Here is a 26,244-nt window from a genome sequence, read left to right as displayed (position 1 = left end):
AGGGCCCGGGCACGGGCCCTGGCCCGGCCCCGGCCGGCCGGGTTTCACTGCGGGCCCATGAGACGACGACACAGGATCACCGGCCTGCTCGGCGCGATCGCGCTGACCGCCGCCACCCTGGCCGCCGCGGGACCCGCGTACGCCGCCGGAACCCCGGCTGCGGACCCGCCGCCCGCCGAGTTCGGCACCGACTGGCACGACCCGCTCACCGCGGCCCCGCCGGTCGCCCGGCCCACGACCCGGTCCTGCCAGGTGACCCTCGCGGAGGCACAGTTCCGCGACTTCACGCCCTACCGGGGCAGTTACACACCGCCCGCCGCCTGCGGCACGGCCGGCTGGACCAAGGTGGTCCTGCGCCTCGACGGCAAGGTCAAGGGCCGCCAGTACGACCGCCTCGGCCACCTCTCCCTCGGCGGGGTCGAGATCCTGCGCACCTCCACCCCGCAGCCCTCGCCCGACGGCATCGCCTGGTCCGTCGAGAAGGACGTCACCCGCTACCGCGACACCCTCGCCCGCCCTCAGCCCGTCGAGATGCTCATCGGCAACGTCGTCGACGACACGTACACCGGTGTCATCGACGTCAAGGTGACCCTCACCTTCTACGCCGCCGACGGCCGCAACCCGGCCCCGGACACCCCCGACCGCGTCCTGCCCCTCACCTCTCCGTCGGTCACCACCCCGCGCAACACGGAGCGCCTCCTCGCCGAGGTGTACGCCACCGGCTCGGGCGGCGGCTGCGAGGAGTACTGGTACATGACCACCCCGGACGCGGCCCCGTACTCCTGCAAGGCCGCCGGCGGCCCCTACCGCGAGGTCCGGGTCTCCGTCGACGGACAGCTCGCAGGCATCGCCGCGCCCTTCCCCACCGTCTGGACCGGCGGCTGGTCCAACCCCTTCCTCTGGTACGTCACCCCCGGCCCGCGCGCCTTCGACGTCCAGCCCGTCCGCTACGACCTCACCCCCTACGCCGCGCTCCTCAACGACGGCCGTCCGCACCGGATCGAGGTCTCCGTCGCCGGGGTCCCCGCCGGACAGACCGGCTGGAGCACCCCCACCAACCTGCTGCTCTGGCAGGACGAGGCCCGGGAGGTCGTCACCGGCGCCCTGACCCGCTACGAGCGGACCGATCCGGCCGGCCACTCCCGCTGGACGCCCGCGGCCCCCGGCGGACAGCACCGCCTGGACACCGAGGACGGACACCGGCTGACCGTCGCCGGACACCTGAACACCTCCCACGGCCGCGTGGCCACCACCGTCACCCGCGCCGTGCGGGGCACCTCCGTGCACCGCTGGACCGACGGCGAGAACCAGGACGCCCTCACCGCCACCTGGACCGACGAGGAGAGCGTGACGCGCGGGCCGGTCACCACCCGGACCGACCGCACCTACACGATGGACGGCGAGACCACCCTCGGCGACGGCGACCGGCTGCGCACCGTCCTCTCGCTCGGCGACCGCGCCGACACCGTCACCCTGCGCGGCGGCAAAGCCGTCGACAGCTCCCGGCTCGACGACCGGTACACGGGCGACGCCACCTACACCGCGAACGTCCCGCGCGACCAGCGGCACGCGGTCGCCACCACGTCCGCCCGCTACCGGTTGTACGGGTCCGCAGCACCCGGCGGGTGTTACGACCGGACGGTCGCCACCGCCCAGGGCACGCTGACGGTGGACCGCCGACGCTGCTGATCCGGACGCCCCCTACGATGAGCGCCCATGGATACGAGTGAGGCCGGCAGACAGCTGATCGACGGCCGTTTCGAGCTGGTCGCACCGCTAGGCAGCGGGGGCATGGGTACGGTGTGGCGCGCCCGCGACATCGCCCTGCACCGCGAGGTCGCGCTCAAGGAGGTGCGCCCGCCGGACCCGGCGACCGCCGCCGCCCAGCCCGGCCTCGCGGACCAGATGCGCGAACGCGCCGTCCGCGAGGCCCGTGCCCTCGCCCGTCTCGCCCACCCCCACGTGGTGACGATCCACCACATCGTCGAGCCCGCGGCCGGCACGGACGGGCACCCGTGGATCGTCATGGAGATGGTCCGGGGCGGCTCCCTGCACGACCGCCTGGAGTCGGGCCCGATGCCGCCCGCCGAGGTGGTGCGGCTCGGCCTCGACGTGCTGTCCGCACTGCGTGCCGCGCACGCCGAGGGGATCCTCCACCGTGACGTGAAGCCCGCCAACGTGTTGCTGCGCCCCGACGGGTCGGCCGTGCTGACCGACTTCGGCATCGCCGCGCTGCACGATTCCACCGGACTCACCGCGACCGGCGTGCTGATCGGCTCCCCGGAGTACATCGCGCCCGAACGCGTCCGCGGGGAGGAGGGGCTGGCCGCCTCCGACCTGTGGTCGCTGGGCATGCTGCTCTACGTGGCTGCGGAGGGGGTCCATCCGCTGCGCCGGGCCACCAGCCTGGCCACGGTCGTCGCGGTGCTCGACGAGCCGATCCCGGCGCCCGTGCGCTCCGGCCCGCTGGCGCCCGTACTGGAACGGCTGCTCGTACGGGACCCGGCCGCGCGGCCCGACGGGGCGCAGCTGGAACAGCTGCTGCGGGACGCGAGCGCCTCTCTCGGATCCGGCCACGGGCCGGGCGCCGGGCCGGTCGCCGCTGCGCCGGCCGTCTCGGTACCGGCCGCACCGGCCACACCGGGCGCACCGGTCGTCCCGGGTCAGTACGGCCCTTACGGCGGCCCGTACGGCTCGCCCACCCCGCCGCCGTTCGGCCAGGGCGCCTCCCCCTACGCGGCCCCGACCACGCCCGTCGCGCTGGCGTCCGCACCGCGCAGGCGCCCGGCCCTGATCGGCGCCGCGATCACGGCGGTGCTGGCGGCCGCGGTCATCGGGATCGTCCAGTTGATGCCCGACGGGAACTCCGGGGGCGACGACACGGCCGACTCCCGCGCCACCCGGCCCGCCGTCGCCACCCCGGGCGGTACCCCGGCTTCCACCCCCGGTGCGAAGGCGAGTACGTCCAAGGCCGGCACGGCCCGCGGCAGCATGCTCACCCCGGAGAACGTCCGGATCGCCCTGGACGCGCTCAAGGAGAAGACCGGCACCACCACCTTCGTGGACCTCAAGGTCTACGAGGGCTACGTCCTCGCCAAGATCCCCACCGCTCCCGGCGCCGATACCGTCGACGCCTGGCAGTACCGCGACGGCGCCGCCAAGCGCACGGGCCCGGACGGCACGGTCAAGGAGGGCAATCCGCTCATCGACATGGCCACCGTCAACTGGGACGCGCTGCCAAGCCTGTTCGAGCAGACCAAGAAGGAGGCGGGCATCGAGAAGCCGACCATGACCTATGTGGTCGTCGAGCCCTGGATGATGGACCAGGTCCCCTGCATGCGGCCCTACCTCATCGACGAGTACGGTCGCGGCGGCTATGCGCTCGCCGGTGTCGACGGCAAGGTCAAGAAGGTCACCAAGTTCTGACATCGTCTACCCGTGCGTGCGTACGTACGCACGTGCGGACCGACGTGTTCAGGAGTACGACCACGATGCCCAGCTGGCGCACCACCCTCACGGGGGCCGGCATATCCGGCCCCCGGCTGCGCGACGACTACACCCACGCCGCGCGCCGGGTGCTCCGCCGCGAGCCCGCCCCGTACCTGGCGCTGCGGCTGCTCGCCGCGCCGCCGCTGGTGCCCGCCCTCGCCGCGGGTCTCGCCTTCATGAACCTGGTCGACGACGTGGCGGAGACCGGGACCCCGCAGCAACGGGCGGCCGGTCTCGCCGCGTTGTCCGAGCGGGTGGCGGCGGCTCTGAAGTCCGGGGACAGCCCCGACCCCCTCCTGCGGGCCTACGCGCACGCGGTGGACTCCCGGGGTCTGCCCCCGCACTGGGTCTCCCGCTTCCTGGAGGGCGCCGCCACCGCCGAGGCGGGCTTCGACGGCTTCGCGGCGGAGGAGGACTTCCAGGCCTACCTCGACGCCTACGCGTGGCCCGGGGTGCTGGTCTTCACCGGACTGCAGTACCAGGGCGGCCCCGACCCGGAACAGGCCGCGGGGTGGCGGCGGTTCGTCGACGCCGCCCAGCGCGTGGACTTCCTCGCCGACCTCCGCGAGGACCTCGCGGAGGGCCGGCTCTGCATCCCGCGCGCCCGGCTCGACGAGCATGCGGTGACCCGCGCCGACCTGGAACGGGCCCGCGACACCCCGGCCGTGCGCGCTCTGCTGGCCGCCGAGTGCCGGCGTGCCCGTACGGCCCTTGACGCCGCCCACGGGATCCTCGGTCTCGCCGAACCCGGGCTGCGTCCCGTCATCGCGACCATGACGGAGCTGATGGCGCACCAGCTGACCGCCGTGGAGCGGGCGGGGGTCACCGCCCTGCGCCGGGACATCGGCTACGGCCTGGCGGCGCCCCTGCGGATCCTCGTCCGCGCCGCCCGGCGCCGCACGGTGTGAACCGGCGCGGGGAGTCTCCCGGTTTCTAGTAGGCCCCGTTGACGTTGTCGATCGAGCCGTAGCGCGCTGCCGCGTAGTTGCAGGCGGCGGTGATGTTGGCGACCGGGTCGTACGAGTTCAACGAGGTGCCGGGCACGTGGTAGGCGCGGAAGGTCGGATCGATGACCTGGAGCAGCCCCTTGGACGGGATGCCGTTCCGGGCGTTGATGTCCCAGTTGTTGATCGCCAGCGGATTGCCCGAGGACTCCCGCATCACATTGCGGTGAATTCCGTTGTAGGAGCCCGGAATACCGTGCTTGGCCATGACGGCGAGGGACTCGCGGATCCACCCGTCGAGATTGTTCGGGTAGGCGGTGGCCGGCTTGGCGGCGGGCGCAGCGGCGGGCTTGGCGGCGGGCGTGAGGGTGGTCCGGGCGGCGGACCTGCTCGCGCGTTCGGTCTCCGCCTGGGTGCCGAGCTTCAGCTTGATGCCGGGCCGGATGATCGCCGGGTTGTCGCCGATGACGCTCCGGTTCGCCGCGTAGAGCTGCTGCCAGCCGCCGCTCACGGAATGATCCGCCGCGATCTCCGAAAGGGTGTCGCCCGCGACCACGGAATACGTCGTGGGGGCGGCGGCCGTCTCCGCCGCGCCGGCGGTGGTCGCGCTGATCAGCGGGAGAGTGAGGGCTGCGCCACCGGTGCCGGCGAGAGCCAGCTTGCGGGTGATCCGGTGGTGCTTCGGCCGACGGTGCTTACCTTTTGCAGGCATGGCGGAATTCCTCACGTGGGGGGACGGGAGATCCCGGGCGGGGGCCGGATTCGGCAGCTGACCACCAGGAACGAGGTGACCGTAGGCGAGCCCGCCGCACGGGAACAAGACCCGAATTCCACCGATAGATCGACATCTCGCTATCGGCCGGGTAAATGACCTTGAAGGGGTATCCGCGCAATAGCCGATTCCCTTTCCGGTAAAAGGGAATCGGCCGTTGTGCGGAAATGATGTTGAGGTGTCCGGTGTGGCTCACATCACGGGTCGCCGACCGGGTGGCCAATAGGGGCAACTCCGCTCTCCGCGTGCCTCATCAGGGCGACTTACCTGTAGGCGGCGAATCGCCCATTCAGGACTCTTTCCGGCGGATTGCCGACCCGTGCGCCCCCAGGGTCACTCCAGCCGCTCCAGGGCGGCCGTCACGGCCGTCACCGCCCTCCGCGAGGCCGGCAGCAGCGGCAGCCGGACGTCCGGGGTCGGGATCCGCCCCTGGGCGTGCAGGACACCCTTGATCACCGCCGGATTGGGCTCGGCGAAGGCCGCCGCCGACATCCGGGCCAGCGCGTGCCCCAGTGGCCGGGCCCGGGCCACGTCGCCCGCCCGCCAGGCCTCGGCGAGCTCCGCGAAGCGGTCCGTCGCCAGATGCGCCGAGGCCAGGATCCCGCCCACCGCACCCAGCGCCAGCAGCGGGGACAGGTATGCGTCGTCACCGGCCAGCACCTCGAACCCGGCCGGCAGGTCACCGAGCAGCGCCACGGCGTCCTCGCCGATACCGCCGCCCGCGTACTTCATGCCGGCGACCCCCGGCAGCGCCCCGAGCGCCCGCAGCGCGGCCGCGTCCAGGGGCTGCCCGGTCCGGTACGGGATGTGATAGACGATCAGCGGGACCGGGCTCGCCTCGGCCAGCCGCGCGAAGTGCGCCAGCACCCCGGCCGCCGAGGGCCGGACGAACGGCGGCACGGTCACCAGCGCCGCCCGCACCTCGGGCCACCGGGTCAGCCGGGCCAGCGAGGCCTCGGCCGCCCGGGTGCCGCCGGCCCCCGCACCGACGGCCAGCGGCGCGCCCCGTTCCCCGCAGACCCGGGCGCAGACCCCGGTGACGAGGTCACGCTCCGCCTCGTCGAGACCGGCCGCCTCCGCAGTGGTGCCGAGCGCGACGATGCCTGCGGCGCCGGCGTCCAGCACCTCGTGGGCGAGTGCCTCCAGTGCCTCGGCGGCGACCTCCCCGGTGCGGGTGAAGGGAGTGACGAGCGGTACGTGGATCCCGTGCAGCGGGAGGTTCTCTGCGATGTCCTGTGCCATGCCCAAGAGCCTTGCCCGTCCGAAGGGTCAAATCCAGTTCGCGTTCCTTACCCGACCCGTAAGCTGAGCCGATGCTCGATGTACGACGCCTGCGCCTGCTGCGCGAACTCGCCCGCCGCGGCACCATCGCCGCCGTCGCCGAGGCGCTCAGCTTCAGCCCTTCGGCGGTCTCCCAGCAGCTGAGCGTCCTGGAACGCGAGGCCGGCCTGCCCCTGCTGGAGCGCACCGGCCGCGGGGTCCGCCTCACCCCGGCCGGCCGGAACCTGGTCGGACACGCCGAGGCGGTCCTCGAACGGCTGGAACAGGCCGACGCCGACCTCGCCGAAGCACGCGGGGGCCTGGCCGGAGCCCTGCGGATCGGCGCCTTCCCCACCGCCACCCGGGCCATCGTCCCGGCCGCGCTGATCGCCCTCGCCCGGCGCCACCCGGGTCTGGAGCCGATGGTCTCGGAGACGGACCCGGCCGCGGTGGCACACGCCCTGCGGGCCGGGGATCTGGACGTGGCCCTGGTGCACGAGTACGACTTCGTACCCGCCGAGCCCGAGCCGGGGCTGGCCACCGAGCCGCTCTACGGCGAGGCGATGTACCTGGCCGCCCCCGCCGCCGGGGCCCCCGCCCCGCCCGCAGGCCCCGCCCCCTCCCTGGAACCCGCCCCCTCCCTGGAACCCGTCCCGTCCGGCGGACCCGACCAGGGCGCGGTCCTGCGGACGCACGCCCGGGCGCCCTGGATCACCGCCACCCCAGGCACCCTCTGCCATGCCATGACCGTCCGGGCCTGCCAGGCCGCCGGTTTCACGCCGCGGGTCCGCCACCAGGTCGACGAGTTCGCCACCGTGCTCGCCCTGGTCGCGGCGGGCCAGGGGGTGGCCGTCGTACCGCAGCTCGGGGTCACGGGACCGGCCGATCCGTCCGTACGCCTCACCCGCCTGCTCATGGAGCGCCGTACCAACCTCGCCTTCCGCAGCGGAGCCGGCGCGCACCCGGCCGTGGCGGCCTTCGGCGCGGCACTCCGGGCCGCGGTACCACCGGATCTGGCCGGGTCGCGCGCCGGAACGTGACACAACTCCCTTACCGCGTGCCGTCCGTGTACGTTCGTTGATCCAGACGGATTCGATCAGAGCGGGGTACGACGTGACACATCGCGTACGAGGGGTCATCGCCCGGAGCAAGGGCGCACCGGTGGAGACGACGACGATCCTCGTGCCCGACCCGGGACCCGGCGAGGCCCTCGTCCGGGTGCAGGCCTGCGGGGTCTGCCACACCGACCTGCACTACCGTGAGGGCGGCATCAACGACGAATTCCCCTTCCTGCTCGGCCACGAGGCCGCCGGAGTCGTCGAATCGGTCGGCCCCGACGTCACCTCCGTCGCCCCCGGGGACTTCGTGATCCTCAACTGGCGTGCGGTGTGCGGCACCTGTCGCGCCTGCAGGCGCGGACGCCCCTGGTACTGCTTCGCCACGCACAACGCCACCCAGCCCATGACCCTGGAGGACGGCACCCCGCTCTCCCCGGCCCTCGGTATCGGTGCCTTCGCCGAGAAGACCCTGGTCGCGGCCGGCCAGTGCACCAAGGTGGACCCGGCGGCCGCCCCGGCCGCCGCCGGACTCCTCGGCTGCGGCGTGATGGCCGGTCTCGGCGCCGCCCTGAACACCGGCAACGTCGGGCGGGGCGACTCCGTCGCCGTCATCGGCTGCGGGGGAGTGGGCAACGCGGCCGTGGCCGGAGCCCGCCTCGCCGGTGCCTCGCGGATCATCGCGGTGGACCTGGACGACCGGAAGCTGGAGTGGGCCCGGGGCCTGGGCGCGACCCACACCGTCAACGGGCGCACGGAGGACGTGGTCAAGGCCGTTCAGGCGTTGACCGGCGGCAACGGTGCGGACGTCGTCATCGACGCCGTGGGCCGTCCCGAGACCTACCAGCAGGCCTTCTACGCCCGCGACCTGGCCGGGACGGTGGTCCTGGTGGGCGTGCCGACCCCGGAGATGAAGCTCGAACTCCCGCTTCTCGACGTCTTCGGCCGCGGCGGCGCCCTGAAGTCCTCCTGGTACGGGGACTGCCTGCCCGAGCGCGACTTCCCGCTGCTCATCGACCTCTACCTGCAAGGCCGGCTCGACCTGGACGCCTTCGTCTCCGAGACCATCCCGCTCGACGGCGTCGAGGACGCCTTCGCCCGGATGGAGCGCGGCGAGGTCCTCCGCTCGGTCGTCGAGTTCTGACACCCCGTCCGGACCGGCCCGGCCGTCACGCCAGGCCGGTCCGGCCGGTCCGGTCAGGCCCTGCCTAGACTCGGACCGCCACAACCCCCGCGCCCCCGCCGCCACCCGGCCGGGGCGCGGTCCTTCATCTCCTCGTACCCCTGGGGGCGTCCGTGACCACCGCACACAGCTACCGCCATCCCGGCACGGTCCTCACCGACCACCGGTTCTCCGTCCCCCTGGACCACGCGCGTCCGGACGGGGAGCGGATCGAGCTGTACGCGCGGGAGGTCGTGGCCTCCGGCCGCGACCCCGAGACGCTGCCGTGGCTGCTCTACCTGGAGGGCGGTCCCGGCTTCGGTGCCCGCCGTTTCATCGGCCGCCAGGCCTGGCTGGATCGCGCGCTGACCGAGTACCGGGTGCTGCTCCTCGACCAGCGCGGAACCGGGCGCTCAACCCCGGTGAACCGGCAGACCCTGCCCCTGCGCGGCACCCCCGCCCAGCAGGCGGAGTACCTCGCCCACTTCCGCGCCGACTCCATCGTGCGCGACGCCGAGGCCATCCGCCCCGGCCTGACCGGCGGCGCGCCCTGGACCGTGCTCGGCCAGAGCTTCGGCGGCTTCTGCACGACCCACTACCTCTCCACCGCGCCCGAAGGCCTCACCGCCGCCCTGATCACCGGCGGCCTCCCGTCACTGACCGCCACCGCCGACGAGGTGTACGAGGCCGCGTACCCCCGCATCGAGCGCAAGAACCTGGCCCACTACGCCCGGTACCCGATGGACGTCGAGCGCGCCCGCCGGATCGCCGCCCACCTCGCGGAGCGCCCGGCCGAACTCCCCGGCGGCCACCGCCTCACCGTCGAGGGCTTCCAGTCGCTCGGCATCCTCCTCGGCGGGGGCGACGGCAGCCACCAGCTCCACTACCTGCTGGAGGACGCCTTCGTGCCGACCCCCGCGGGACCCGCCCTCTCCGACGCCTTCCTGGAGGCGGTCCGGGCCCAGCTCTCCTTCGCCGGGCACCCCCTCTACGCACTGGTCCACGAGGCGATCTACGCCCAGGACCCCGCCACGCCCACCGGCTGGGCCGCCGAACGGGTGCGCGCCGGCCACCCCCGCTTCGACGCCGGCAAGACGCTCGCGGGCGACGAGCCGCTGCTCTTCACCGGCGAGACCATCCATCCCTGGCACTTCACCACCGACCCGTCCCTCGCCCCGCTGCGCGAGACCGCCGAACTCCTGGCCGCCCGTACGGGCTGGCAGCCGCTCTACGACCCCGCGCGCCTGGCCGCCAACGAGGTGCCGGTGGCCGCCGCCGTCTACCACGACGACATGTACGTGGACACCGCGCACTCGCTGGAGACGGCCCGGGCCGTCCGGGGCCTGCGGACCTGGGTGACGGACGAGTTCGAGCACGACGGCGTCCGGGCCGGCGGCACCCGCGTCCTGGACCGGCTGCTGGCCCTGGCCCGCGACGCGGTGTAGTAACGCCGGCGTCCGCGTTCAGGGGCGCCGGTCCGCTGTCGTTTCCGGGGGCGGCTCCACGAACGCGCTGGTCAGGTGCGCGGTGGCCAGCAGGGCGCCGCGCTGCCGGGCCCGGGCCAGCAGGTCCTCCCGGGAGGCCCGGGCGGTCTCCCGGTCGCGTTCGTGGGAGTACGGCACCGTCGGGTCGCCCAGCTGCACCGCATGCACCAGTACGTCGCCGGTGACCACCACGTCCCGGGCCCCGGCGCCCTGGTCCACCAGCACCGACTGGTGCCCCGGGGTGTGCCCAGGCGTCGGCAGCAGGGTGATGCCGGGCGCCAGCCGGTGGGCGCCGTCGACCTCGTGCAGCTGCCCGCTCGCCCGCAGCGGCGCCACCGTCCAGTCCCACACCGGGTCCGCCCGGTCCAGCCCGGCCAGCTCCGCGCGCTGCACCACGTACCGCGCCGCCGGGAAGAACGGCTCCCCGTCGGACCCCGACGACCAGCCCGCGTGATCCTCGTGGAGGTGGGTCAGCACCACCGCCTCCACGTCGGCCGGAGCGATGCCGGCCGCCGCGAGGGCGTCCGGCAGCCGCCCCGGCACCGGCGCCCAGGCGGCGGCGGGGGACCCCGCCGGCCCGACCCCGGCGTCCACCAGCACCCAGCGGCCGCCGGGCCGGGCGATCGCGAAGCACCGGAAGTCGAGCGCCCAGGTACCGTCCGGCCCGAACGCGCCCGGATCCAGCCGGCCGGCCCGCTCCCACGCGGCCTCGCTCGCCCCCGGGAAGGCGGTGCGGGCCGGCTCGAAGAAGATCCCCGTGGCGTCGAGCAGCGCCACCACCTGCCCGTGTCGGTCCATTCGCCTATTGTGCGAGACATGACCGAACAACCTGATCAGCAGCCCGCCTTGCAGCCCATGCCCACCGACTGGACACGCGCCCTCGCGGTGGTCGCGCACCCCGACGACCTCGAGTACGGGTGCGCCGCGGCCATCGCGCACTGGACGGACGGGGGCCGGGAGTTCGTCTATCTCCTCGCCACGCGCGGCGAGGCGGGCATCGACAGCATCGCCCCCGCCGACTGCGGTCCCCTGCGCGAGGCGGAGCAGCGGGCGAGCGCCGCGGTCGTCGGCGTGTCCGAGGTGGAGTTCCTGGACTACCGCGACGGTGTCGTCGAGTACGGCCTCGGCCTGCGCCGGGACATCGCCGCCGCCATCAGGCGGCACCGGCCCGAGCTGATCGTCACCCTCAACCACCGTGACACGTGGGGCGGCGCGCAGGGCGGCGGTTACTGGAACACCCCCGACCACAAGGCCGTCGGCCGGGCCGTGCTGGACGCGGCCGGTGACGCCGGGAACCGCTGGATCTTCCCCGAGCTGACCGAGCAGGGCCTGGAGCCGTGGAACGGCGTGCGCTGGGTCGCGGTGGCCGGATCCGCCACCCCGACGCACGCGGTCGATGCCGGCCCCGGGCTGGAGCGTTCGATCGCGTCCCTCCTGGAGCACAAGGCGTACATCGAGGTGCTCACGGACCAGGACCCCGAGGAGTACGTGCGCACCTTCCTCACCGGGAACGCCCAGCAGGCGGCGGCCCGGTTCGGCGGGCGTCCGGCCGTGGCGTTCGAGGTCTTCCCCCGCTGACGGGCCGCCTCTAGTCTGACGATCCGTCAGTTCGGCGGGTCGTCAGCCATCGGGCCGGGGGTGCGGGACACGGTGATCGACACCATCTCCACGGAGATCGCGGAGGGCGAGGAACGGATCCGGCTGGAGGTCGCGGACGGCCTCGCCGTCCTCACCCTGTGCCGCCCGGACAAGCTCAACGGCTGGAGCTGGGAGTCCACCCGCCAGCTCGGCCTGCTCGCGGACCGGATCCGCTTCGACGCGTCCGTGCGGGCGGTGCTGCTGCGGGCCGAGGGCCGGGCCTTCTGTGCGGGCATCGACGTGACGGCCCCGGGCGGTGCCATCACGGGTGGCACCCCGGCCGAACGCATCCGCAACTACTACGAGGGCATCCGCTGGGTGCACGAGCGCTTCGCGGTCCTCGCCCGCCTCCCCCAGCCGGTGGTGGCCGCCGTCCAGGGCTACTGCCTCGGCTTCGGCTTCGAGCTGGCGCTGATGGCCGATGTCCGGGTGGCGGCCGAGGACGCCGTCTTCGCGCTCCCGGAAGCCGGACTGGGCGTGGCGGTGGACGCGGGCGGCGACCTGCGCATCGCCCGCGAAGCGGGTGCGGGCTGGGCCAAGTACCTGGCGCTGACGGGCCGGCGCGTCGACGCCGCGACGGCGCAGCGGCTCAACCTCGTCCAGCTGGTCGTCCCCGGCGAGGAGCTGGAGGCCGCCGCCCGCGCCGTGGCGCAGGAGATCGCCGCCAACGCGCCGCTCGCCGTCCAGGGCATCAAGCGCGCGATCGACGGTTACGCCGATGCCGCCCTCCCCGCCGCCCTCGACCGGGTCGCGATGACCGCCGCCCTCACCCTCACCTCTGAGGACTGCCGGGAGGGTTACACCGCCAAGGCGGCCCGCAGGCCTGCGCGCTTCAGCGGAGGCTGAGCACCGGCCGGGTCGAGAACTCCTCGTACATGCCCTCGCCGTCCGGGCCGTACGTGAACTCGGCCGCGTACGGGTTGCGGTTGGCCGTGGCCAGCGGCAGCCAGCCGAGCAGATCTCCGTACCCGCCGCAGACGGCCTCCCCGCCGTCACCGCCGTGCACCGCTGCCGGGTCGCCGCTCAGCTCCGTGCCGTAGCTGTCGTAGGCGATGTGCAGCCCGAAGGCGTTCGGCTCGTGCCGCAGGCCGGAGCCGCTCCCGTACGGCGGCTCGTCCAGGGGGCATTCGTTCCCCCACCGGAACAGGGTGCCCGCCCCGGCGCCGCACGCGTGCTCCCACTCGTCGGCGCCGGGTATCCGCAGCCCGTGCGCCGCGAGGGCGGCCGGCATGCCGGCCGCCGGCTCGGTCAGGGCCTCGTCCTCCACGGCCATGAACACGGTGGCCAGCGTCGCGGTGCGCGGCGGGCTGAGCACGTCGGCGAGATAGGCCTTGAGGTCCTCGTGCCCGTACCCGTACCCCTCGTCCACGCTGGCCGCGAAGTCGGCGGCCTGTGCGGGCGTCGGCTCCCAGACGTCCAGGTCGAACCCCAGCCGCACCGTGCCACCCGGTACGAGGGCGAACTCCCGCCCTTCGCGCTCGATGCGCACGCGGTGCAACGGCCCGCCCAGGTGTCCGACGGCGTCGAACAGCACCACCCGGCCGCCCACCTGTCCGGCGGCCTCGTGGGCGAGGCGTTCGGCGGCGGCCGGCCCGAGTGAGCGCCAGCGGTCAAGGGTCAGATCGGCGAGAGACATGCTCCGATCCTCGCACCACCCACCGACAACCGGTGTTCAGGGGGAGGGGGTGAAGGGGCCGCGGCCCAGCTGCGTGCGGACCGGGACCACCTCGGGGCTGACCACCGACCGGCGCTGCCAGTTGGCGCCGTCGACCACCAGCGTGTGCCCGGTGATGAACCGGGCGTACGGCGAGGCCAGGAAGGTGGCGGCCCAGCCCAGTTCGCGCGGCTCGCCGACCCGCAGGGCGGGCTGCCGGGCGTCCTTCGCGCCGGGCGCCGCCCGCTCCAGGCCGCCCCGGATGTCCTCGGTCATGTCGGCGTGCGGGAACAGCCCGGGGACGAGCCCGTTGATCTGGATGCCGTACGGGCCCCACTCGACGGCGAGGGTCTCCACCAGGCTCTTCACCCCGGCCTTGGCCGCGGCGCTGTGGGCGAAGCCCGGCCCGCCCGTCCAGGCGTACGAGGCGCCGATGTTCACGATCGAGCCGCCGGTGCCCGCGGTGAGGTGGCGGCGGCCGAACTCGCGGGTCATCAGCCAGGTGCCCGTCAGCGTGATGTCGACGACCGCCCGCCAGGCGTTCGGCGAGAGGTCCTCCGCGGGGGAGGGGAAGTTCGCCGCCGCGTTGTTGACCAGCACGTCCGGCAGGCCGAAGGCCGCCTGCGCGGCGTCGAAGACCTCGGCGACCCGCCCGGGATCCCTGATGTCGCAGACGGCGGCCGTCACCCGGCCCGCGCCGGGGACGGCCGCCAGCTCCTCCCGCGCCGCCTTGAGCTGCTCGGCGCGCCGGCTCGCGATCACCAGATCGGCGCCGAGCCGGGCGAACTCGGCGGCGATGGCCTTGCCCAGCCCGGTGCCGCCGCCGGTCACGAGGACCACCTGCCCCGCGTAGGTCCCGGGGGGCAGGGCGGCGGCGCCGAGCGCCGGTGGCGCGGGCAGCCCGCGCCGGATCTCGTCCGTCATGGGGCATCGATAGCGCGCGGGCGACGAGATGACCATCCCCCGGACAGGATCTGCCCGGGACCGGGGTCCGCGGCCCCGGGCGGTCAGCCCTTCGGGGCGTACGCCTGCTTGCTCGCGCAGGTCCAGACCACGGCCTTGCTCTCCCGCGTCTCCCGGTCGGTGATCATGCCGCCGACGCGGTCGTCGTCGGTGGCCGCGAAGGCCCGGCTCAGCGGCACGCCCGGGGTCCCGGCGGGGAAGGGCAGCACCAGCGGCTCCCCCTTGCCGGGCCAGTAGACGGCCTGGAAGGAACTGGGCCAGCTCTCCTCGAAGTTGGTGGCCGTGCCGACGGCCACGTTCGTGGTCGGGCTGCTGCCGTTGAACTCCAGGTCGTGGTAGCCCTTGGCCCGGCCCGGGTCGGCGGGCAGGGCGTCGTACGGCTTCTTCCAGACGGCCGGGGTCAGCTTCGGGTCGTTGCGGTAGTAGTAGTCCTCCAGGCCCACCACCCGGCCGCGGTCGTCGATGTCCCGGCCGGCCGTCACGAACGAGGAGTGGTAGCCGTTCCACACCTGGAGGCTGTAGGGCGGGTAGCCGCCCCCGGCCGGCCAGACCACCGGGAAGGTCTTGGTGACCATGATGTCGTTCTCGGCGTCGAAGTAGGAGCCGGAGACCGTGCCGACGATGTCACCGCGCTTGTTGATGCCGTTCAGCGAAGTGACCGTGCTGCCGGCGATCGCGTCGGCCGGGACCGGCAGTTCGCGCACGACCTTCCCGTTCACCCACTCCTTGGCGACGCCCCCGTCGGCGAAGACGACCCGCCCCGACTCGTTGACGTCGACATCGGCGAAGCGGCCCTCCTTGCCCGGCGCGGTGAGCGGCTCGGAGGCAGTGGAGCCCCGCTGGTGGGTGAAGGCGACCATGGCCTGGTCCGAGGTGCGGGTGGCCGTGCCCACCATCAGGCCCTTGGCGCTGACCGCCTTGACGCTGCCCCGGTCGAAGCCGGCGGGCAGCGGGACGGCGTGGATCGTGTGCTCCGCGCCGGTCCAGTAGACGGGCAGACCGGCACTGTCGCCGACCACGATGCCGCCGCTGCCGAAGCCCACCGCGGTGGAGCCCGTCGATCCCGGCAGCCCCGGGAGGATCTCGATCCCCGGGGTGCAGGGGGCCGCCGTGCCTGCCGCCGCGGCCGGTCCGGCCGCGGTGATCAGGCCCGCCAGAACGATGGCGGCTCCGGCCGCGGACATGCTTCTTCTCATGTGGTTGTCCCCCCTGGACAGGTGCTGTTCCCCGTTGAGTCATGACACGTGCACGCCACATGTTGCCCGATCTTGGTGCGGGTGTGGCCTGAATGACGCGTGTCGATTCGTTCCGGAGGGTTCTCCCCCCTGACCGGTGGTTCCCAGAGAGGCAAGCGACTGCTTAGTATGCCCGCGGAGCGTGGTTCCTCGACGGCGGCTGGAGGCCCCGGATGCAGGCATGGCGAGTACATACCCCCGGCGAACCCCGAGAGGCCCTTCGCCTCGAAGAGATTCCCGAACCGGTACCCGGCGAGGGCGAGGTGCGGCTGCGGGTCCTCGCGGCGAACCTCAACTTCCCCGACGCGCTGCTCGTCCGCGGCCAGTACCAGATCCGCCCGCCGCTGCCCTTCACCCCCGGTGTCGAGATCTGCGGCCTCACCGACGACGGCCGCCGCGTCATCGCCACCCCGAGCCTGCCCCACGGTGGCTTCGCCGAGTACGTGGTCGCGTCCGGGCGGGCTCTGCTCCCGGCCCCCGACAGCCTGGACGACGCCGAGGCCGCGGCCCTGCACATCGGCTACCAGACCGGCTGGTTCGGCCTGCACCGCCGGGCACGCCTCCAGCCGGGCGAGACCCTGCTCGTGCACGCCGCCGCCGGCGGTGTCGGCAGCGCCGCCGTCCAGCTCGGCAAGGCCGCCGGGGCCACCGTCATCGGTGTCGTCGGAGGCAAGGCCAAGGCGCGCACCGCCGAGGAACTCGGCTGTGACCTGGTGATCGACCGTACGGCCGAGGACGTCGTCACCCGGGTGAAGGAGTTCACCGGCGGGCGCGGCGCCGACGTGGTCTACGACCCGGTCGGCGGCGACTCGTACACCGCCTCCGCCAAGTGCGTGGCCTTCGAGGGCCGCATCGTCGTCGTCGGCTTCGCGAGCGGCACCATCCCCGCGCCCGCCCTCAACCACGCCCTCGTCAAGAACTACGCCGTACTCGGCCTGCACTGGGGCCTGTACGCCACCAAGGACCCCGCCGCCATCACCGCCTGCCACACCGAACTCACCCGGCTCGCCGCCGAAGGCGCCATCAGACCACTGATCAGCGAACGCATCCCGCTGGCCGCCGTCGCCGACGCCGTACAGCGCCTCGCCGACGGCACCACCACCGGCCGGCTGGTCGTCGTACCGGCCCTGGACGGAGGAGACCCGCGATGACCACCACCGAGGAACTGGTGGCGCGCGTACGGGACCTGCTCCGCGCCCACCCGCCCGCCGACACCGACCGCGCCGCGTTCCTGCGCGCCCGCTTCGACGCCGGACTCGCCTGGGTCCACTACCCCGAGGGCCTCGGCGGCCTCGGCGCGCCCCGCTCCCTCCAGGCCGTCGTCGACGCCGAACTGGAAGCCGCCGGCGCACCCGACAACGACCCGCGCCGGATCGGCATCGGCCTCGGCATGGCCGCGCCCACGATCCTCGCGTACGGCACCGAGGAGCAGAAGCAGCGCTTCCTGCGACCCCTGTGGCTCGGCGAGGAGGTCTGGTGCCAGCTCTTCAGCGAGCCCGGCGCCGGATCCGACCTCGCCGCCCTCGGCACCCGCGCGGTCCGCGAGACCGGCTCCGGCGACTGGATCGTGGACGGCCAGAAGGTGTGGACCTCCAGCGCCCACACCGCCCGCTGGGCCATCCTGATCGCCCGCACCGACCCCGGGCTCCCCAAGCACCAGGGCATCACCTACTTCCTCTGCGACATGCACGCCCCGGGCGTCGAGGTCCGGCCGCTGCGCCAGATCACCGGCGAGGCCGAGTTCAACGAGGTGTTCCTCACCGGCGTCCGCATCCCCGACTCCCACCGCCTCGGCGCCGTCGGAGAGGGCTGGGCGGTCGCCCGCACCACCCTGATGAACGAGCGGGTCTCCATCGGCGGCATGCGCATCCCGCGCGAGGGCGGCATGATCGCCCCGGTCGCCGCCGCCTGGCGCGAACGCCCCGAGCTGCGCACCCACGCCCTCCACCAGCGGCTGCTGGAACTGTGGGTCGAGGCCGAGGTCGCCCGCCTCACCGGGGAACGGCTGCGCCAGCAGCTCGTCGCCGGACAGCCCGGCCCCGAAGGATCGGGCATGAAGCTCACCTTCGCCCGGCTCAACCAGGAGATCAGCGCGCTGGAGGTCGAACTCCTCGCGGAGGAGGGCCTGCTGTACGACGACTGGACCATGCGCCGGCCCGAAGGCGTCGACTTCACCGGCCGCGAGGCCGGCTACCGCTATCTGCGCGCCAAGGGCAACAGCATCGAGGGCGGCACCAGCGAAATCCTCCTCAACATCGTCGCCGAACGCGTCCTCGGCCTGCCCCCCGAGCCGCGCGACGACAAGGACCTCGCCTGGAAGGACCTCAACCGATGACCACCACGGCGGCACCGGCCGACCTGCTCTACTCGGGGACCGAGGAGGAGCTCCGCTCCGCCGTACGCGCCCTCCTCACCGACCGCTGCGACGCCAAGAGCGTCCTCGACCGGGCCGAGACGGGCCGGCCGCACGACCCGGCGCTCTGGCACACCCTCGCCGCCGAGATCGGCGCGGCCGGTCTCCTCGTGCCCGAGAAGCACGGCGGACAGGGCGCGAGCCACCGCGAGGCGGCCGTGGTCCTGGAGGAGCTGGGCCGGGCCGTGGCTCCCGTCCCGTACCTGACGAGCGCCGTGCTCGCCACGGAGATCCTGCTCGCCTGCGACACCGCGGAGGCCGCCCCGCTGCTGCGGGAGCTGGCCTCGGGCAGCACCGTGTGCGTCCCGGCCGTGCCGCTGACCCTCGCCCCGGGCGCGCCCCTGCCGGCCCCCGTCCGGGACCTCGGCGACGGGAGCCTGACCGGCACGGTCACCTCCGTGGCGGACGCGGTGGCCGCCGACGTCCTGCTGGTCCTGGCCGACACCGGGCTCTACGCCGTCCCGGCCGCCTCGGCGCGGCTGACCCCGCAGATCCCGCTGGACCTGACCCGCCCCCTCGCCACCGTCACCCTGGAGGCCGCGGCCGGCACCCGTCTCGCCGATGCCGGAACGGCCCGGGCGGCCGTCGCCGGAGCCCTGCTCTCCGGTGCCGGACTGCTCGCCTCCGAGCAGCTCGGGCTCGCCGAGTGGTGCCTGACGGAGACGGTCGGCCACGTCCGGGGCCGGCACCAGTTCAACCGGCCCGTCGGCTCCTTCCAGGCCCTCAAGCACCGCCTCGCCCGGCTCTGGCTCGACGTGGCCTCCGCGCGCGCGGCGGCGAGGGCCGCGGCCGACGCCCTGGCCACCGCGGCCCCCGACGCCCCGCTGACGGTCGCCGTGGCCCAGGCCTACTGCTCGGGCGTGGCCGTCCGCGCCGCCGAGGAGTGCGTACAACTGCACGGCGGCATCGGTATGACCTGGGAACACCCGGCCCACCTCTACCTCAAGCGGGCCAAGGCCGACTCCCTGGCCCTCGGCACGGCGGGCCACCACCGCGGCCTGGTCGCGGACTTCGCGGAACTCCCCGCGCCGTAGCCCCGGTCCCGGCCGGCCCGCCCGCCCCGGGCCGGCCGGGACCCTGGCCGAACGGCCGATGCGGGCGCGGCGCCGACGGGTCCCCGTGCGCCCCGTCCGCCTCCTGCGAGAGGCGCTGTGCCGCACGTCCTCCACCGGGACCACGACCCGTCGCTGCTGGTCCTCATCGCCTCCTTCGCGATGGGGAGTTCCCGCCGCTGCTGCGCGAGGAGGTGTACGCGACCCCCGCCCGGAGGCGACCCGCAGTCCGCCCCGCCTCGGGCGGGCTGCGCGCCGGTCCTTATCCTCGCCCCATGAGGGCCACCATCACCGCGCTCTCCGCCACCGGCCTCCGCGCCCACCGCGACGAACTCGCCGCCCTGCTGCTCGCCGTGGTCGACGGCGGATCGTCCCTCGGCTTCCTCGCCGGCCTCGACCACCAGGGAGCCGCCGCCTGGTGGGACTCCCTGCTGCCCGCCGTCGAGGACGGCTCCCTCGCGCTGTGGGTCTCCCGCACCGGCGGCGACGGCAGGATCGACGGCACCGTCAGCTGGTACCGGGAGACCAAGCCGAACGGCCGCCACCGCGCCGAGCTGCGCAAACTCATGGTCCACCCGGCCGCCCGCGGCCGGGGCACCGCCCGGGCCCTGCTCGCCGAGGCCGAGTCGGCCGCCTCCCGGGCCGGGGTCGTGCTGCTGTTCCTGGACACCGAGACGGGCAGCGGAGCCGAGCGGGTCTACCGCTCCGCGGGCTGGACGGAGGCCGGCACCATCCCCGACTACGCCACCGACCCGGCGGGCCGGCTCCACCCCACGACCCTCTTCTACAAGCAGCTCCGCGGCGCCCACGGGTGACCTCGCCCGCCGCGCGGCGTTAGACCCGTAGCCGCCGGCCACCGAGCGAGGGAGACCGTATGTCCGCAGCATCGCCCGCCGCACCACTGACCCGCCGCGCGGTCCTGCGTACGGTCTTCACCGCGACCGTGCTCGCCGGCACGGCCGCGGCCCTGGCCCCCGTACTGCGCGCCCGCCGTCCCCGGCAGACCCTCACCCCGGCGCCGCTCGCCGAGGAGGAGACCTACCGCGGCCGGCACATCGCCGTCGACGTCGCCGGGGTCCGGATCGACGGCCGCCCCCTGCACGTCATGCGCCGGGCCGACGGCAGCTACCTCAGCGGGATCAACCACTTCCAGTCCTACGCCACGCCACTGGAACTGGCCCGGGCCGCCGTCGACGAGCTGGGCACCGCCCAGCTCGCCTTCGCGGCCCCGCACCACGGCTGACTGACCCACGGGAACGGGAGGAGCCCCGCGTTGCACACCCGGCAGAACCAGAAGAACCTCACCAGCGCCCAGAAGAAGCGGTTCACGGCGGCGGTGCTGGAGCTCAAGCGCGACGGCGCCTACGACGCCCTCGTGCGCACCCATGACAAGTACTTCGTGCCCGACCGCGACCGCAAGCTGCGCGTCGGGCACATGTCCCCGTCCTTCTTCCCGTGGCACCGGCGCTACCTGCTGGAGTTCGAGCGCCAGCTGCAGGAGATCGACCCGGGCGTGAGCGTCCCGTACTGGGACTGGACCACCGACAACAGCCCGGTCTCCTCCCTCTGGGCCGACGACTTCCTCGGCGGCACCGGCCGGGCGAGCGACCGCAAGGTGATGACCGGGCCGTTCGCCTACGACACGGGCAACTGGACGGTGACCGTGGGCATCACCGAGTCCGCCTTCCTCACCCGCAACCTCGGCCGGCCGCAGAATCCGATCACCCTGCCCACCGCGGCCGAACTCCAGTGGGCGATCGACGACCCGACGTACGACGTCTCCCCCTGGGACTCCACGGCCACGGCCGGCGGCTTCCGCAACAAGCTGGAGGGCTGGTCGGCACCCAGGAGCGAGCGCTGGCGCAACCACAACAAGGTCCACCAGTGGATCGGCGGCCACATGACCGGCGGTACGGCGCCCAACGACCCGGCGTTCTGGCTGCACCACGCCTTCGTCGACCTGGTCTGGGACCGCTGGCAGCAGAAGCACCCCGGTTCCGGCTACCTGCCCGCCGCCCCGCTCGCCGTCGGCGACCTCCAGCGCGGCCGGGTGATCGCCCTCGACGAGCCGATGCCGCCGTGGAACATCACCCCGCGCGAGATGTCCGGCCACCAGGGCCTGTACCGCTACGAATGACGCTCACCCGAACGGCCTCTGCGCACGCGGCCGGCACGGGAAAGGGCCCCCGCCGGGTGGCGGGGGCCCTTCCGTCGATCAGTCGATCACCCGGTCAGGCGATCAGTGGCCGTAGTCGCCACCCTCGGTGTGGTGGTCGCCGCCGCCGGAGGCGTTGACGCAGGTGTTGCCGAACGCCGGGTTCAGCAGGGCGATCACGTTCACGGTGTTGCCGCAGACGTTGACCGGGACGTGCACCGGAACCTGGAGCAGGTTGCCCGACAGGACACCGGGGGAGCCGACCGCCGCACCGTGCGCTCCGGCATCGGCGACTGCCAGACCCGCACCGGCGACCACGGCGCTGCCGGTGACAGCGGTGATGGCGAATGCCTTCGCGATACGCGACATCAAGATCTCCTCATGAGATATGTGGGGCGCCACAGAACCTGTGGCATTTGACATGGCATACAACGCGGGGGAGGCCAAGGGGTCACGGCCCGTGCGCCTACCTGGTGACGGAAAACCGGACGGAGGCGAAGTACGGCCGCACCTGGCCGACCTCTCCGGGCCGCAGGACCCGCAGGACCCGGCCGGAGCACCCGGGACCCTCGTAGAGGGTCGCCGAGCTCCGGGTCCCGTTGGTGACCGCCCGGGCGCCGCCGCCCTCCGCCGCGACGCACCCCCTCGGCGCGGTGAGGCCGTGGACCCGGTCGTCCTGGCCGACGTACTGGAAGTCCGGGCCGGCGGCCAGGGCCGGGCCGGACACGAGCGCGGCCCCCGCGAGCAGCAGGGCGACGGGCACGGCATGGTGGATACGCAGGAATCGCATGCCCGTCCAACCGGGCCGGGCACGGACCCGGTCACGCCTTGTCACCCGTTGGACGGCTGTGCGACGGTGCGGCGATGCGACCGGCACCGTCATCGCAGGAGGACGAGATGAGCGCAGAGGGCGCGGCCGACGGCCGCCGCCGCCCGCGGGTCAAGGCCGCGGCCGGCGTCGTCGAGGGCCGGACCGGGCCCGGGGGGACCGCCGTCTTCCTGGGCATCCCGTACGCGGCCCCGCCCGTCGGAGCCCTGCGCTTCGCGGCGCCCGCACCCCCGGCCGCCTGGGACGGCGTACGCGATGCCGCCGCCTACGGGCCGACCGCGCCCAAGGTGCCGTACCCGGACACGTTCGCCGCCCTGCTCCCCGACCCGGTGATCCCCGGGGACGACTGCCTGAACGTGAACGTGTGGACCCCCGACCCGGCGCCGGCGGCCCGGCTGCCCGTCATGGTCTGGATCCACGGCGGGGCCCACACCCGCGGCTCCTCGGCCGTCCCCGTGTACGACGGCTCCGCCTTCGCCCGCGACGGGGTCGTGCTGGTCTCCTTCAACTTCCGCCTCGGCGTCCTCGGTTACGGACTCTTCCCCGACGCCCCCGCCAACCGGGGCCTGCTGGACCAGATCGCCGCCCTGGAATGGGTCCGCGACAACATCGGGGCCTTCGGAGGGGACCCCGACCGGGTCACCGTCTTCGGTGAATCCGCCGGGGCCATCAGCGTCGGCGCCCTCCTGGCCGTTCCGCGCGCCGCCGGGCTCTTCACCCGGGCCGTCCTGCAGAGCGGACCCCCCGAGGTCCTGCCGCGCCCCAGGGTCCGCGCCATGGTCCGGCGGATGGCCTCGCTGCTCAAGGTGGACGCCACCGCCGCGGCCTTCACCGCCACCGCGCTGCCGGACCTGCTCGCCGCCCAGGCGGCCGTCCTGCGCCGATCCGGCCCGCTCGTCGGCGGACCCGCCTTCGGCCTGGTCACCGACCGGGACACGGTCCCGGCCGACCCCCTCGACACCCTCTGCGCCCGGGCCGCCTCCGCCGAGGTGCCGCTGCTCCTCGGCTGGACCCGTGACGAGTACCGGCTGTGGCTCGCCCCCACCGGCGGGATGCGGCTGCTGGACCGGCTCGGCCCGCTCGCCGTGGCGCTGGCCCGCGCCCGCTCCGGCAAGGACCGGGCGGCGGTACGGGCGCTGCGCGCCGCGCTGCCCGCGGCGGGCCCCGCCGAACTCGCCGGACAGCTGCTCACCGACCGGCTGCTGCGTGACCCGCTGCGCAGGCTCGCCGGGGCGCGGCGGGGGGCGCCGAGCTTCCTGTACGAGTTCGCCTGGCCCTCCGGCGTTCCCGGCCTCGGCTCCTGCCACGCCCTGGAGCTGGGCTTCGTGTTCGACACGCTCGCGGTACCGGAGGCCGCCTGGCTGGCCGGGCCGCACACCCCGCAGGCGCTGGCGGACGAGATGCACGCGGCCTGGGTGCGGTTCGCGGTGACGGGCGATCCGGGCTGGGCGGCCTGGAACGGCGACGGCCCGCCGAAGGTGTTCGGCGGGCCGGAGCTCGATGGTGCGGGGGAGCCGGTCGTTACTCGACGGGCCCTTCCATGACCTTGCTGATGAACTGGACCGGACCCTCGCCCATGTTGGGCACATAGGTCTTGGCGTTGTGCTGACCGCCCTTGATGACCTTCAACTCGGCGTGGATGGGGCCCTTGTTGCCGTAGGTGGCGACGAACTTCTGCACGTCGGGCAGCGTCTTCTTGTTGTTCTCGCTGTCGCCGACCTGGAAGGCGAGGTAGACCTCAGGACCCTTGGTGTCGATGAGCTGCTTCGCCAGCAGCTCCGGGTTGTTCTCGGCCTTCTCCTTGTCGTGGCCCTTCCACAGGGAGGAGTCCGGGACGATGTCCGGGCCGGAGGCGATCACGGCCTTGAACTTGTCCGGGTGCTTCAGCACGGCCTTCAGACCCGCGAAACCACCGGTGGAGGATCCCATGAACGCCCAGCCGTCACGGGACTTGACGGTGCGGAAGTTGGCCTTCATCAGGTCCGGGACGTCCTCGGTCAGCCAGGTGCCCATCTTGGGCTGGCCGGGGATGTCGGAGCCGTCCCAGTAGACGCCCTTGTCGTCCGGCCCCGGGTTGAGGACCGGCATGGCCAGGATGAAGGGCTTGCTCTTGCCCTCCGCGTACCACTTGCTGATGCTGGTCTGGAGGCCGAGGTCGGTACCCATCCAGTAGTTGCTCGGGTAGCCGGCGCCGCCCGGCAGGGCGATCATGACCGGGAAGCCGCTCTTGGCGAACTTCGGGTCGTTGTACTCCTTGGGGGCCCAGACCCAGACCTTGCCCTTGAAGCCGGACTTCTTGCCGTCCAGCGTGGTGACGGCCACGTGCGTGCCGTCGGCGAGGGTCATCGTGTTCTTGAACTCGGAGGCCGGCCCGGTCGGCATGAGCATCTTGGAGTTCGGCGGCGGAGCGTCGCTCTTCTTGCCGCCACCGGCGGGCGCCTGCCCGAAGGACACCGAGGAGCCCTTGTCGGTGAACGGGGGTATCTCGTAGTGGTTCAGCACGAGCGCGGCTATACCGGCGAGAGCGAGCACCGAGGCGCCCGCGATCAGCCAGCGGCGCCCCCGCGACCTGCGCCGCGGCGGCTCGGGCTCCTGGTACTGGCCCTGCTGCCCGTACTGCGGCTGCTGTCCGTACTGGTCCTGCGGTGCGTACTGAGGCTGCTGCCCATACTGGTCCTGCTGCCCGTACGGTTGCTGGGGGCGGCCGGGCGGCGGCTGCTGTCCGTACGGCCGGCCGTACTGGTCGCCTTGGGGCGGCTGCGGTATCTGTCCTTCCGGCCGGTACGGCTGGTACTGCTGCCCGTCGGGTGCGTACGACATGTGCGGTGGCTCTCCGGCTGCTGCTGCCCCCAGAGGGGCGGGGTGGTCTGACTGCTGGGTCCTTCCGTTCGAAGGATGAACGCAAGCATGTCAGGGTTCCGCATTTTTCCTACTCTTGGGGTGCCCTGGGGGAGGCCATTGCCTGGCGCCCGTACGCCCGGTGGAGTTCACGGACCCGCCTCCGTCCATGCCTGGCTCTTGTACAGGCCGCTGGGTATGGTGCCCCCGCGCCGCCCCCGGAACCCCACCCCGCCCCGGAGTCATCCCATGACGCTCCAGCGCCGGATCCTGATCCTCGTCACCGCCGTGGCCCTGCTCGCGGCCGTGGGCGTGCTCGCCGTCTCGCGGGCTTCCTCCCGCGCCGACGAGAAGGACCACGCCCGGCCGGGCGGCCCGCAGGTAGATCCGGGCGCGGTCTCGCTGGCGCCGGGCGACGGAGGCCGGCGGATCGTGTTCCGCAACATGGCCTGGGGGCCGCACCGGGACGAGCTCGCCACGGTCGCGGCCGGCCGGCCGGACGGGGCGCGTACCGCGTCCGGGGTGAGCTGTCTGCGCTTCCACGCGGCCCAGGGCACCGGGATCTGCCTCCAGGCGGACCGCGGCGGGGTCCAGGAGGGCTACCGGGCGGTCGTCCTCGACGCCCGCCTGAAGGAGGTCTCCGCACATCCGCTGGGCGGCCTCCCCACCCGGGCCCGGGTCTCGCCGGGCGGGCACCTCGCCGCCTGGACCGTCTTCGTCGGCGGGGACTCGTACGCAGGTACGAATTTCTCGACGCGGACCTCGGTGCTCGACCTGCGCACCGGCATGCTCGACGCCTCGCTGGAAGACTTCACGATCCTGAAGGACGGCAAGCCGTACCGCAGCGCCGACGTCAACTTCTGGGGGGTCACCTTCGCCGCCGACGAGCGGACCTTCTACGCGACCCTCGCCACCGGCGGACGGACCCACCTGGTCCGGGGGGACCTGGGCGAGCGCACCGTGACCACCCTGCGCGAGAACGTGGAGTGCCCGTCGCTGTCACCGGACGGGACCCGGCTGGTCTTCAAGAAGCGCGTGCCGGGCCTGCCGGCCGAGGCGCCGTGGCGGCTGTACGCCCTGGACCTGGCCTCCGGAGCCGAGACGCCGCTCGCCGAGGAGCGCAGCGTGGACGACCAGGTGGTGTGGACCGACGACCGGACCGTCGTCTACGCCCTGCCGGGGGACTTCGGTGCCGACCTGTACGCCGTACCGGCCGACGGGAGCGGCGCTCCCGCCCGGCTCATGGACTCGGCCCTCGCCCCGGCCTTCCTCGGCTGAGGAGGCAGCGGCGAGGGCCGGGG

General features: G+C 73.8%; 25 protein-coding genes. 16 read left to right on the top strand and 9 right to left on the bottom strand.

The window, feature by feature from the left end; all coding sequences use genetic code 11:
- The first annotated feature begins 57 nt into the window (after positions 1–57).
- The 3 genes from KO717_RS01975 (at position 58) to KO717_RS01965 (ending at position 4,397) form a co-directional block, all read left to right on the top strand.
- Entirely contained in the window at positions 58–1,689 is a 1,632-nt protein-coding gene (locus KO717_RS01975; protein WP_301364028.1) for a peptide-N4-asparagine amidase, read from the top strand.
- Between the two features lie 27 nt (positions 1,690–1,716).
- On the top strand, positions 1,717–3,426 hold the full coding sequence (locus tag KO717_RS01970) for a serine/threonine-protein kinase (protein WP_301364027.1): 1,710 nt from the start codon (positions 1,717–1,719) through the stop codon (positions 3,424–3,426).
- A gap of 65 nt (positions 3,427–3,491) precedes the next feature.
- The gene (locus KO717_RS01965; protein ID WP_301364026.1) at positions 3,492–4,397 is read left to right on the top strand and encodes a phytoene/squalene synthase family protein; all 906 of its coding nucleotides are present in this window, start codon (positions 3,492–3,494) and stop codon (positions 4,395–4,397) included.
- A 25-nt stretch (positions 4,398–4,422) separates the two neighbouring features.
- On the opposite strand, the gene KO717_RS01960 is transcribed toward KO717_RS01965, so the two are convergent.
- Positions 4,423–5,145, bottom strand: a complete 723-nt coding sequence (locus tag KO717_RS01960; protein ID WP_301364025.1) for a transglycosylase SLT domain-containing protein — start codon at positions 5,143–5,145, stop codon at positions 4,423–4,425.
- 393 nt (positions 5,146–5,538) lie between these two features.
- Positions 5,539–6,447, bottom strand: a complete 909-nt coding sequence (locus tag KO717_RS01955) for a dihydrodipicolinate synthase family protein (protein WP_301364024.1) — start codon at positions 6,445–6,447, stop codon at positions 5,539–5,541.
- A gap of 71 nt (positions 6,448–6,518) precedes the next feature.
- On the opposite strand from KO717_RS01955, the gene KO717_RS01950 reads away from it, so the two are divergent.
- The 3 genes from KO717_RS01950 (at position 6,519) to KO717_RS01940 (ending at position 10,127) form a co-directional block, all read left to right on the top strand.
- Complete coding sequence (locus KO717_RS01950; RefSeq protein WP_301364023.1) at positions 6,519–7,505, top strand: LysR family transcriptional regulator; 987 nt, start codon at positions 6,519–6,521, stop codon at positions 7,503–7,505.
- Positions 7,506–7,578: 73 nt separating this feature from the next.
- Positions 7,579–8,664 carry an S-(hydroxymethyl)mycothiol dehydrogenase gene (locus tag KO717_RS01945; RefSeq protein ID WP_301364022.1) on the top strand — a complete coding sequence of 362 codons (1,086 nt, stop codon included), beginning with the start codon at positions 7,579–7,581 and terminating at the stop codon, positions 8,662–8,664.
- Positions 8,665–8,816: 152 nt separating this feature from the next.
- Positions 8,817–10,127, top strand: coding sequence for an alpha/beta fold hydrolase (locus KO717_RS01940; protein WP_301364021.1), 1,311 nt, complete (start codon positions 8,817–8,819; stop codon positions 10,125–10,127).
- Between the two features lie 18 nt (positions 10,128–10,145).
- Here KO717_RS01940 and KO717_RS01935 read toward each other — a convergent pair whose 3' ends face one another.
- Complete coding sequence (locus KO717_RS01935) at positions 10,146–10,964, bottom strand: MBL fold metallo-hydrolase (RefSeq protein WP_301364020.1); 819 nt, start codon at positions 10,962–10,964, stop codon at positions 10,146–10,148.
- 18 nt (positions 10,965–10,982) lie between these two features.
- Between KO717_RS01935 and KO717_RS01930 the strand changes: the two genes are divergently transcribed.
- Together KO717_RS01930 and KO717_RS01925 are read left to right on the top strand one after the other, a co-directional pair.
- Positions 10,983–11,744, top strand: coding sequence for a PIG-L deacetylase family protein (locus KO717_RS01930; RefSeq protein ID WP_301364019.1), 762 nt, complete (start codon positions 10,983–10,985; stop codon positions 11,742–11,744).
- A gap of 72 nt (positions 11,745–11,816) precedes the next feature.
- Positions 11,817–12,650: an enoyl-CoA hydratase/isomerase family protein gene (locus KO717_RS01925; RefSeq protein WP_301364018.1), complete on the top strand. Its 834-nt coding sequence runs from the start codon at positions 11,817–11,819 to the stop codon at positions 12,648–12,650.
- Here KO717_RS01925 and KO717_RS01920 read toward each other — a convergent pair.
- The 3 genes from KO717_RS01920 to KO717_RS01910 form a co-directional block, all read right to left on the bottom strand.
- Positions 12,637–13,440, bottom strand: coding sequence for a hypothetical protein (locus KO717_RS01920; protein ID WP_301364017.1), 804 nt, complete (start codon positions 13,438–13,440; stop codon positions 12,637–12,639). The two genes, KO717_RS01925 and KO717_RS01920, sit on opposite strands and share 14 nt — an antisense overlap.
- Before the next feature lie 36 nt (positions 13,441–13,476).
- On the bottom strand, positions 13,477–14,382 hold the full coding sequence (locus KO717_RS01915; protein WP_301364016.1) for an SDR family oxidoreductase: 906 nt from the start codon (positions 14,380–14,382) through the stop codon (positions 13,477–13,479).
- 83 nt (positions 14,383–14,465) lie between these two features.
- Positions 14,466–15,617, bottom strand: a complete 1,152-nt coding sequence (locus KO717_RS01910) for a hypothetical protein (RefSeq protein WP_301364015.1) — start codon at positions 15,615–15,617, stop codon at positions 14,466–14,468.
- Positions 15,618–15,829: 212 nt separating this feature from the next.
- On the opposite strand from KO717_RS01910, the gene KO717_RS01905 reads away from it, so the two are divergent.
- The 6 genes from KO717_RS01905 (at position 15,830) to KO717_RS01880 (ending at position 21,258) form a co-directional block, all read left to right on the top strand.
- Positions 15,830–16,807: an NADPH:quinone oxidoreductase family protein gene (locus KO717_RS01905; protein ID WP_301364014.1), complete on the top strand. Its 978-nt coding sequence runs from the start codon at positions 15,830–15,832 to the stop codon at positions 16,805–16,807.
- The gene (locus tag KO717_RS01900; RefSeq protein ID WP_301364013.1) at positions 16,804–17,991 is read left to right on the top strand and encodes an acyl-CoA dehydrogenase family protein; all 1,188 of its coding nucleotides are present in this window, start codon (positions 16,804–16,806) and stop codon (positions 17,989–17,991) included. The genes KO717_RS01905 and KO717_RS01900 overlap by 4 nt, the downstream gene beginning before the upstream one ends.
- Positions 17,988–19,103 (top strand): acyl-CoA dehydrogenase family protein, encoded by a 1,116-nt coding sequence (locus KO717_RS01895; protein ID WP_301364012.1) that lies wholly within the window; start codon positions 17,988–17,990, stop codon positions 19,101–19,103. Before KO717_RS01900 ends, KO717_RS01895 begins: the two co-directional genes overlap by 4 nt.
- A 293-nt stretch (positions 19,104–19,396) precedes the next feature.
- Positions 19,397–19,936 carry a GNAT family N-acetyltransferase gene (locus KO717_RS01890; protein WP_301364011.1) on the top strand — a complete coding sequence of 180 codons (540 nt, stop codon included), beginning with the start codon at positions 19,397–19,399 and terminating at the stop codon, positions 19,934–19,936.
- A 59-nt stretch (positions 19,937–19,995) separates the two neighbouring features.
- Positions 19,996–20,364, top strand: coding sequence for a tyrosinase family oxidase copper chaperone (locus KO717_RS01885; protein ID WP_301364010.1), 369 nt, complete (start codon positions 19,996–19,998; stop codon positions 20,362–20,364).
- Between the two features lie 30 nt (positions 20,365–20,394).
- Positions 20,395–21,258 carry a tyrosinase family protein gene (locus tag KO717_RS01880; protein WP_301364009.1) on the top strand — a complete coding sequence of 288 codons (864 nt, stop codon included), beginning with the start codon at positions 20,395–20,397 and terminating at the stop codon, positions 21,256–21,258.
- Positions 21,259–21,360: 102 nt separating this feature from the next.
- Here KO717_RS01880 and KO717_RS01875 read toward each other — a convergent pair whose 3' ends face one another.
- Positions 21,361–21,645 (bottom strand): chaplin, encoded by a 285-nt coding sequence (locus KO717_RS01875; RefSeq protein ID WP_052872877.1) that lies wholly within the window; start codon positions 21,643–21,645, stop codon positions 21,361–21,363.
- Between the two features lie 97 nt (positions 21,646–21,742).
- Positions 21,743–22,066, bottom strand: a complete 324-nt coding sequence (locus KO717_RS01870; protein WP_301364007.1) for a hypothetical protein — start codon at positions 22,064–22,066, stop codon at positions 21,743–21,745.
- A 107-nt stretch (positions 22,067–22,173) separates the two neighbouring features.
- Here KO717_RS01870 and KO717_RS01865 point away from each other — a divergent pair, with 107 nt between their 5' ends.
- Entirely contained in the window at positions 22,174–23,649 is a 1,476-nt protein-coding gene (locus tag KO717_RS01865) for a carboxylesterase/lipase family protein (protein WP_301364005.1), read from the top strand.
- Here the strand turns inward: KO717_RS01865 and KO717_RS01860 are convergent.
- Entirely contained in the window at positions 23,627–24,925 is a 1,299-nt protein-coding gene (locus tag KO717_RS01860) for an alpha/beta hydrolase (protein WP_367401497.1), read from the bottom strand. The genes KO717_RS01865 and KO717_RS01860 overlap by 23 nt on opposite strands.
- A gap of 267 nt (positions 24,926–25,192) precedes the next feature.
- Here KO717_RS01860 and KO717_RS01855 point away from each other — a divergent pair, with 267 nt between their 5' ends.
- Entirely contained in the window at positions 25,193–26,221 is a 1,029-nt protein-coding gene (locus KO717_RS01855) for a TolB family protein (protein WP_301364004.1), read from the top strand.
- Positions 26,222–26,244 lie beyond the last annotated feature (23 nt).

This window comes from Streptomyces xanthophaeus (assembly GCF_030440515.1).
GTDB lineage: Bacteria > Actinomycetota > Actinomycetes > Streptomycetales > Streptomycetaceae > Streptomyces > Streptomyces kutzneri.
The sequence above is the reverse complement of the archived record's forward strand: the minus strand, read 5'-3'. Positions and strand labels throughout refer to the sequence as shown.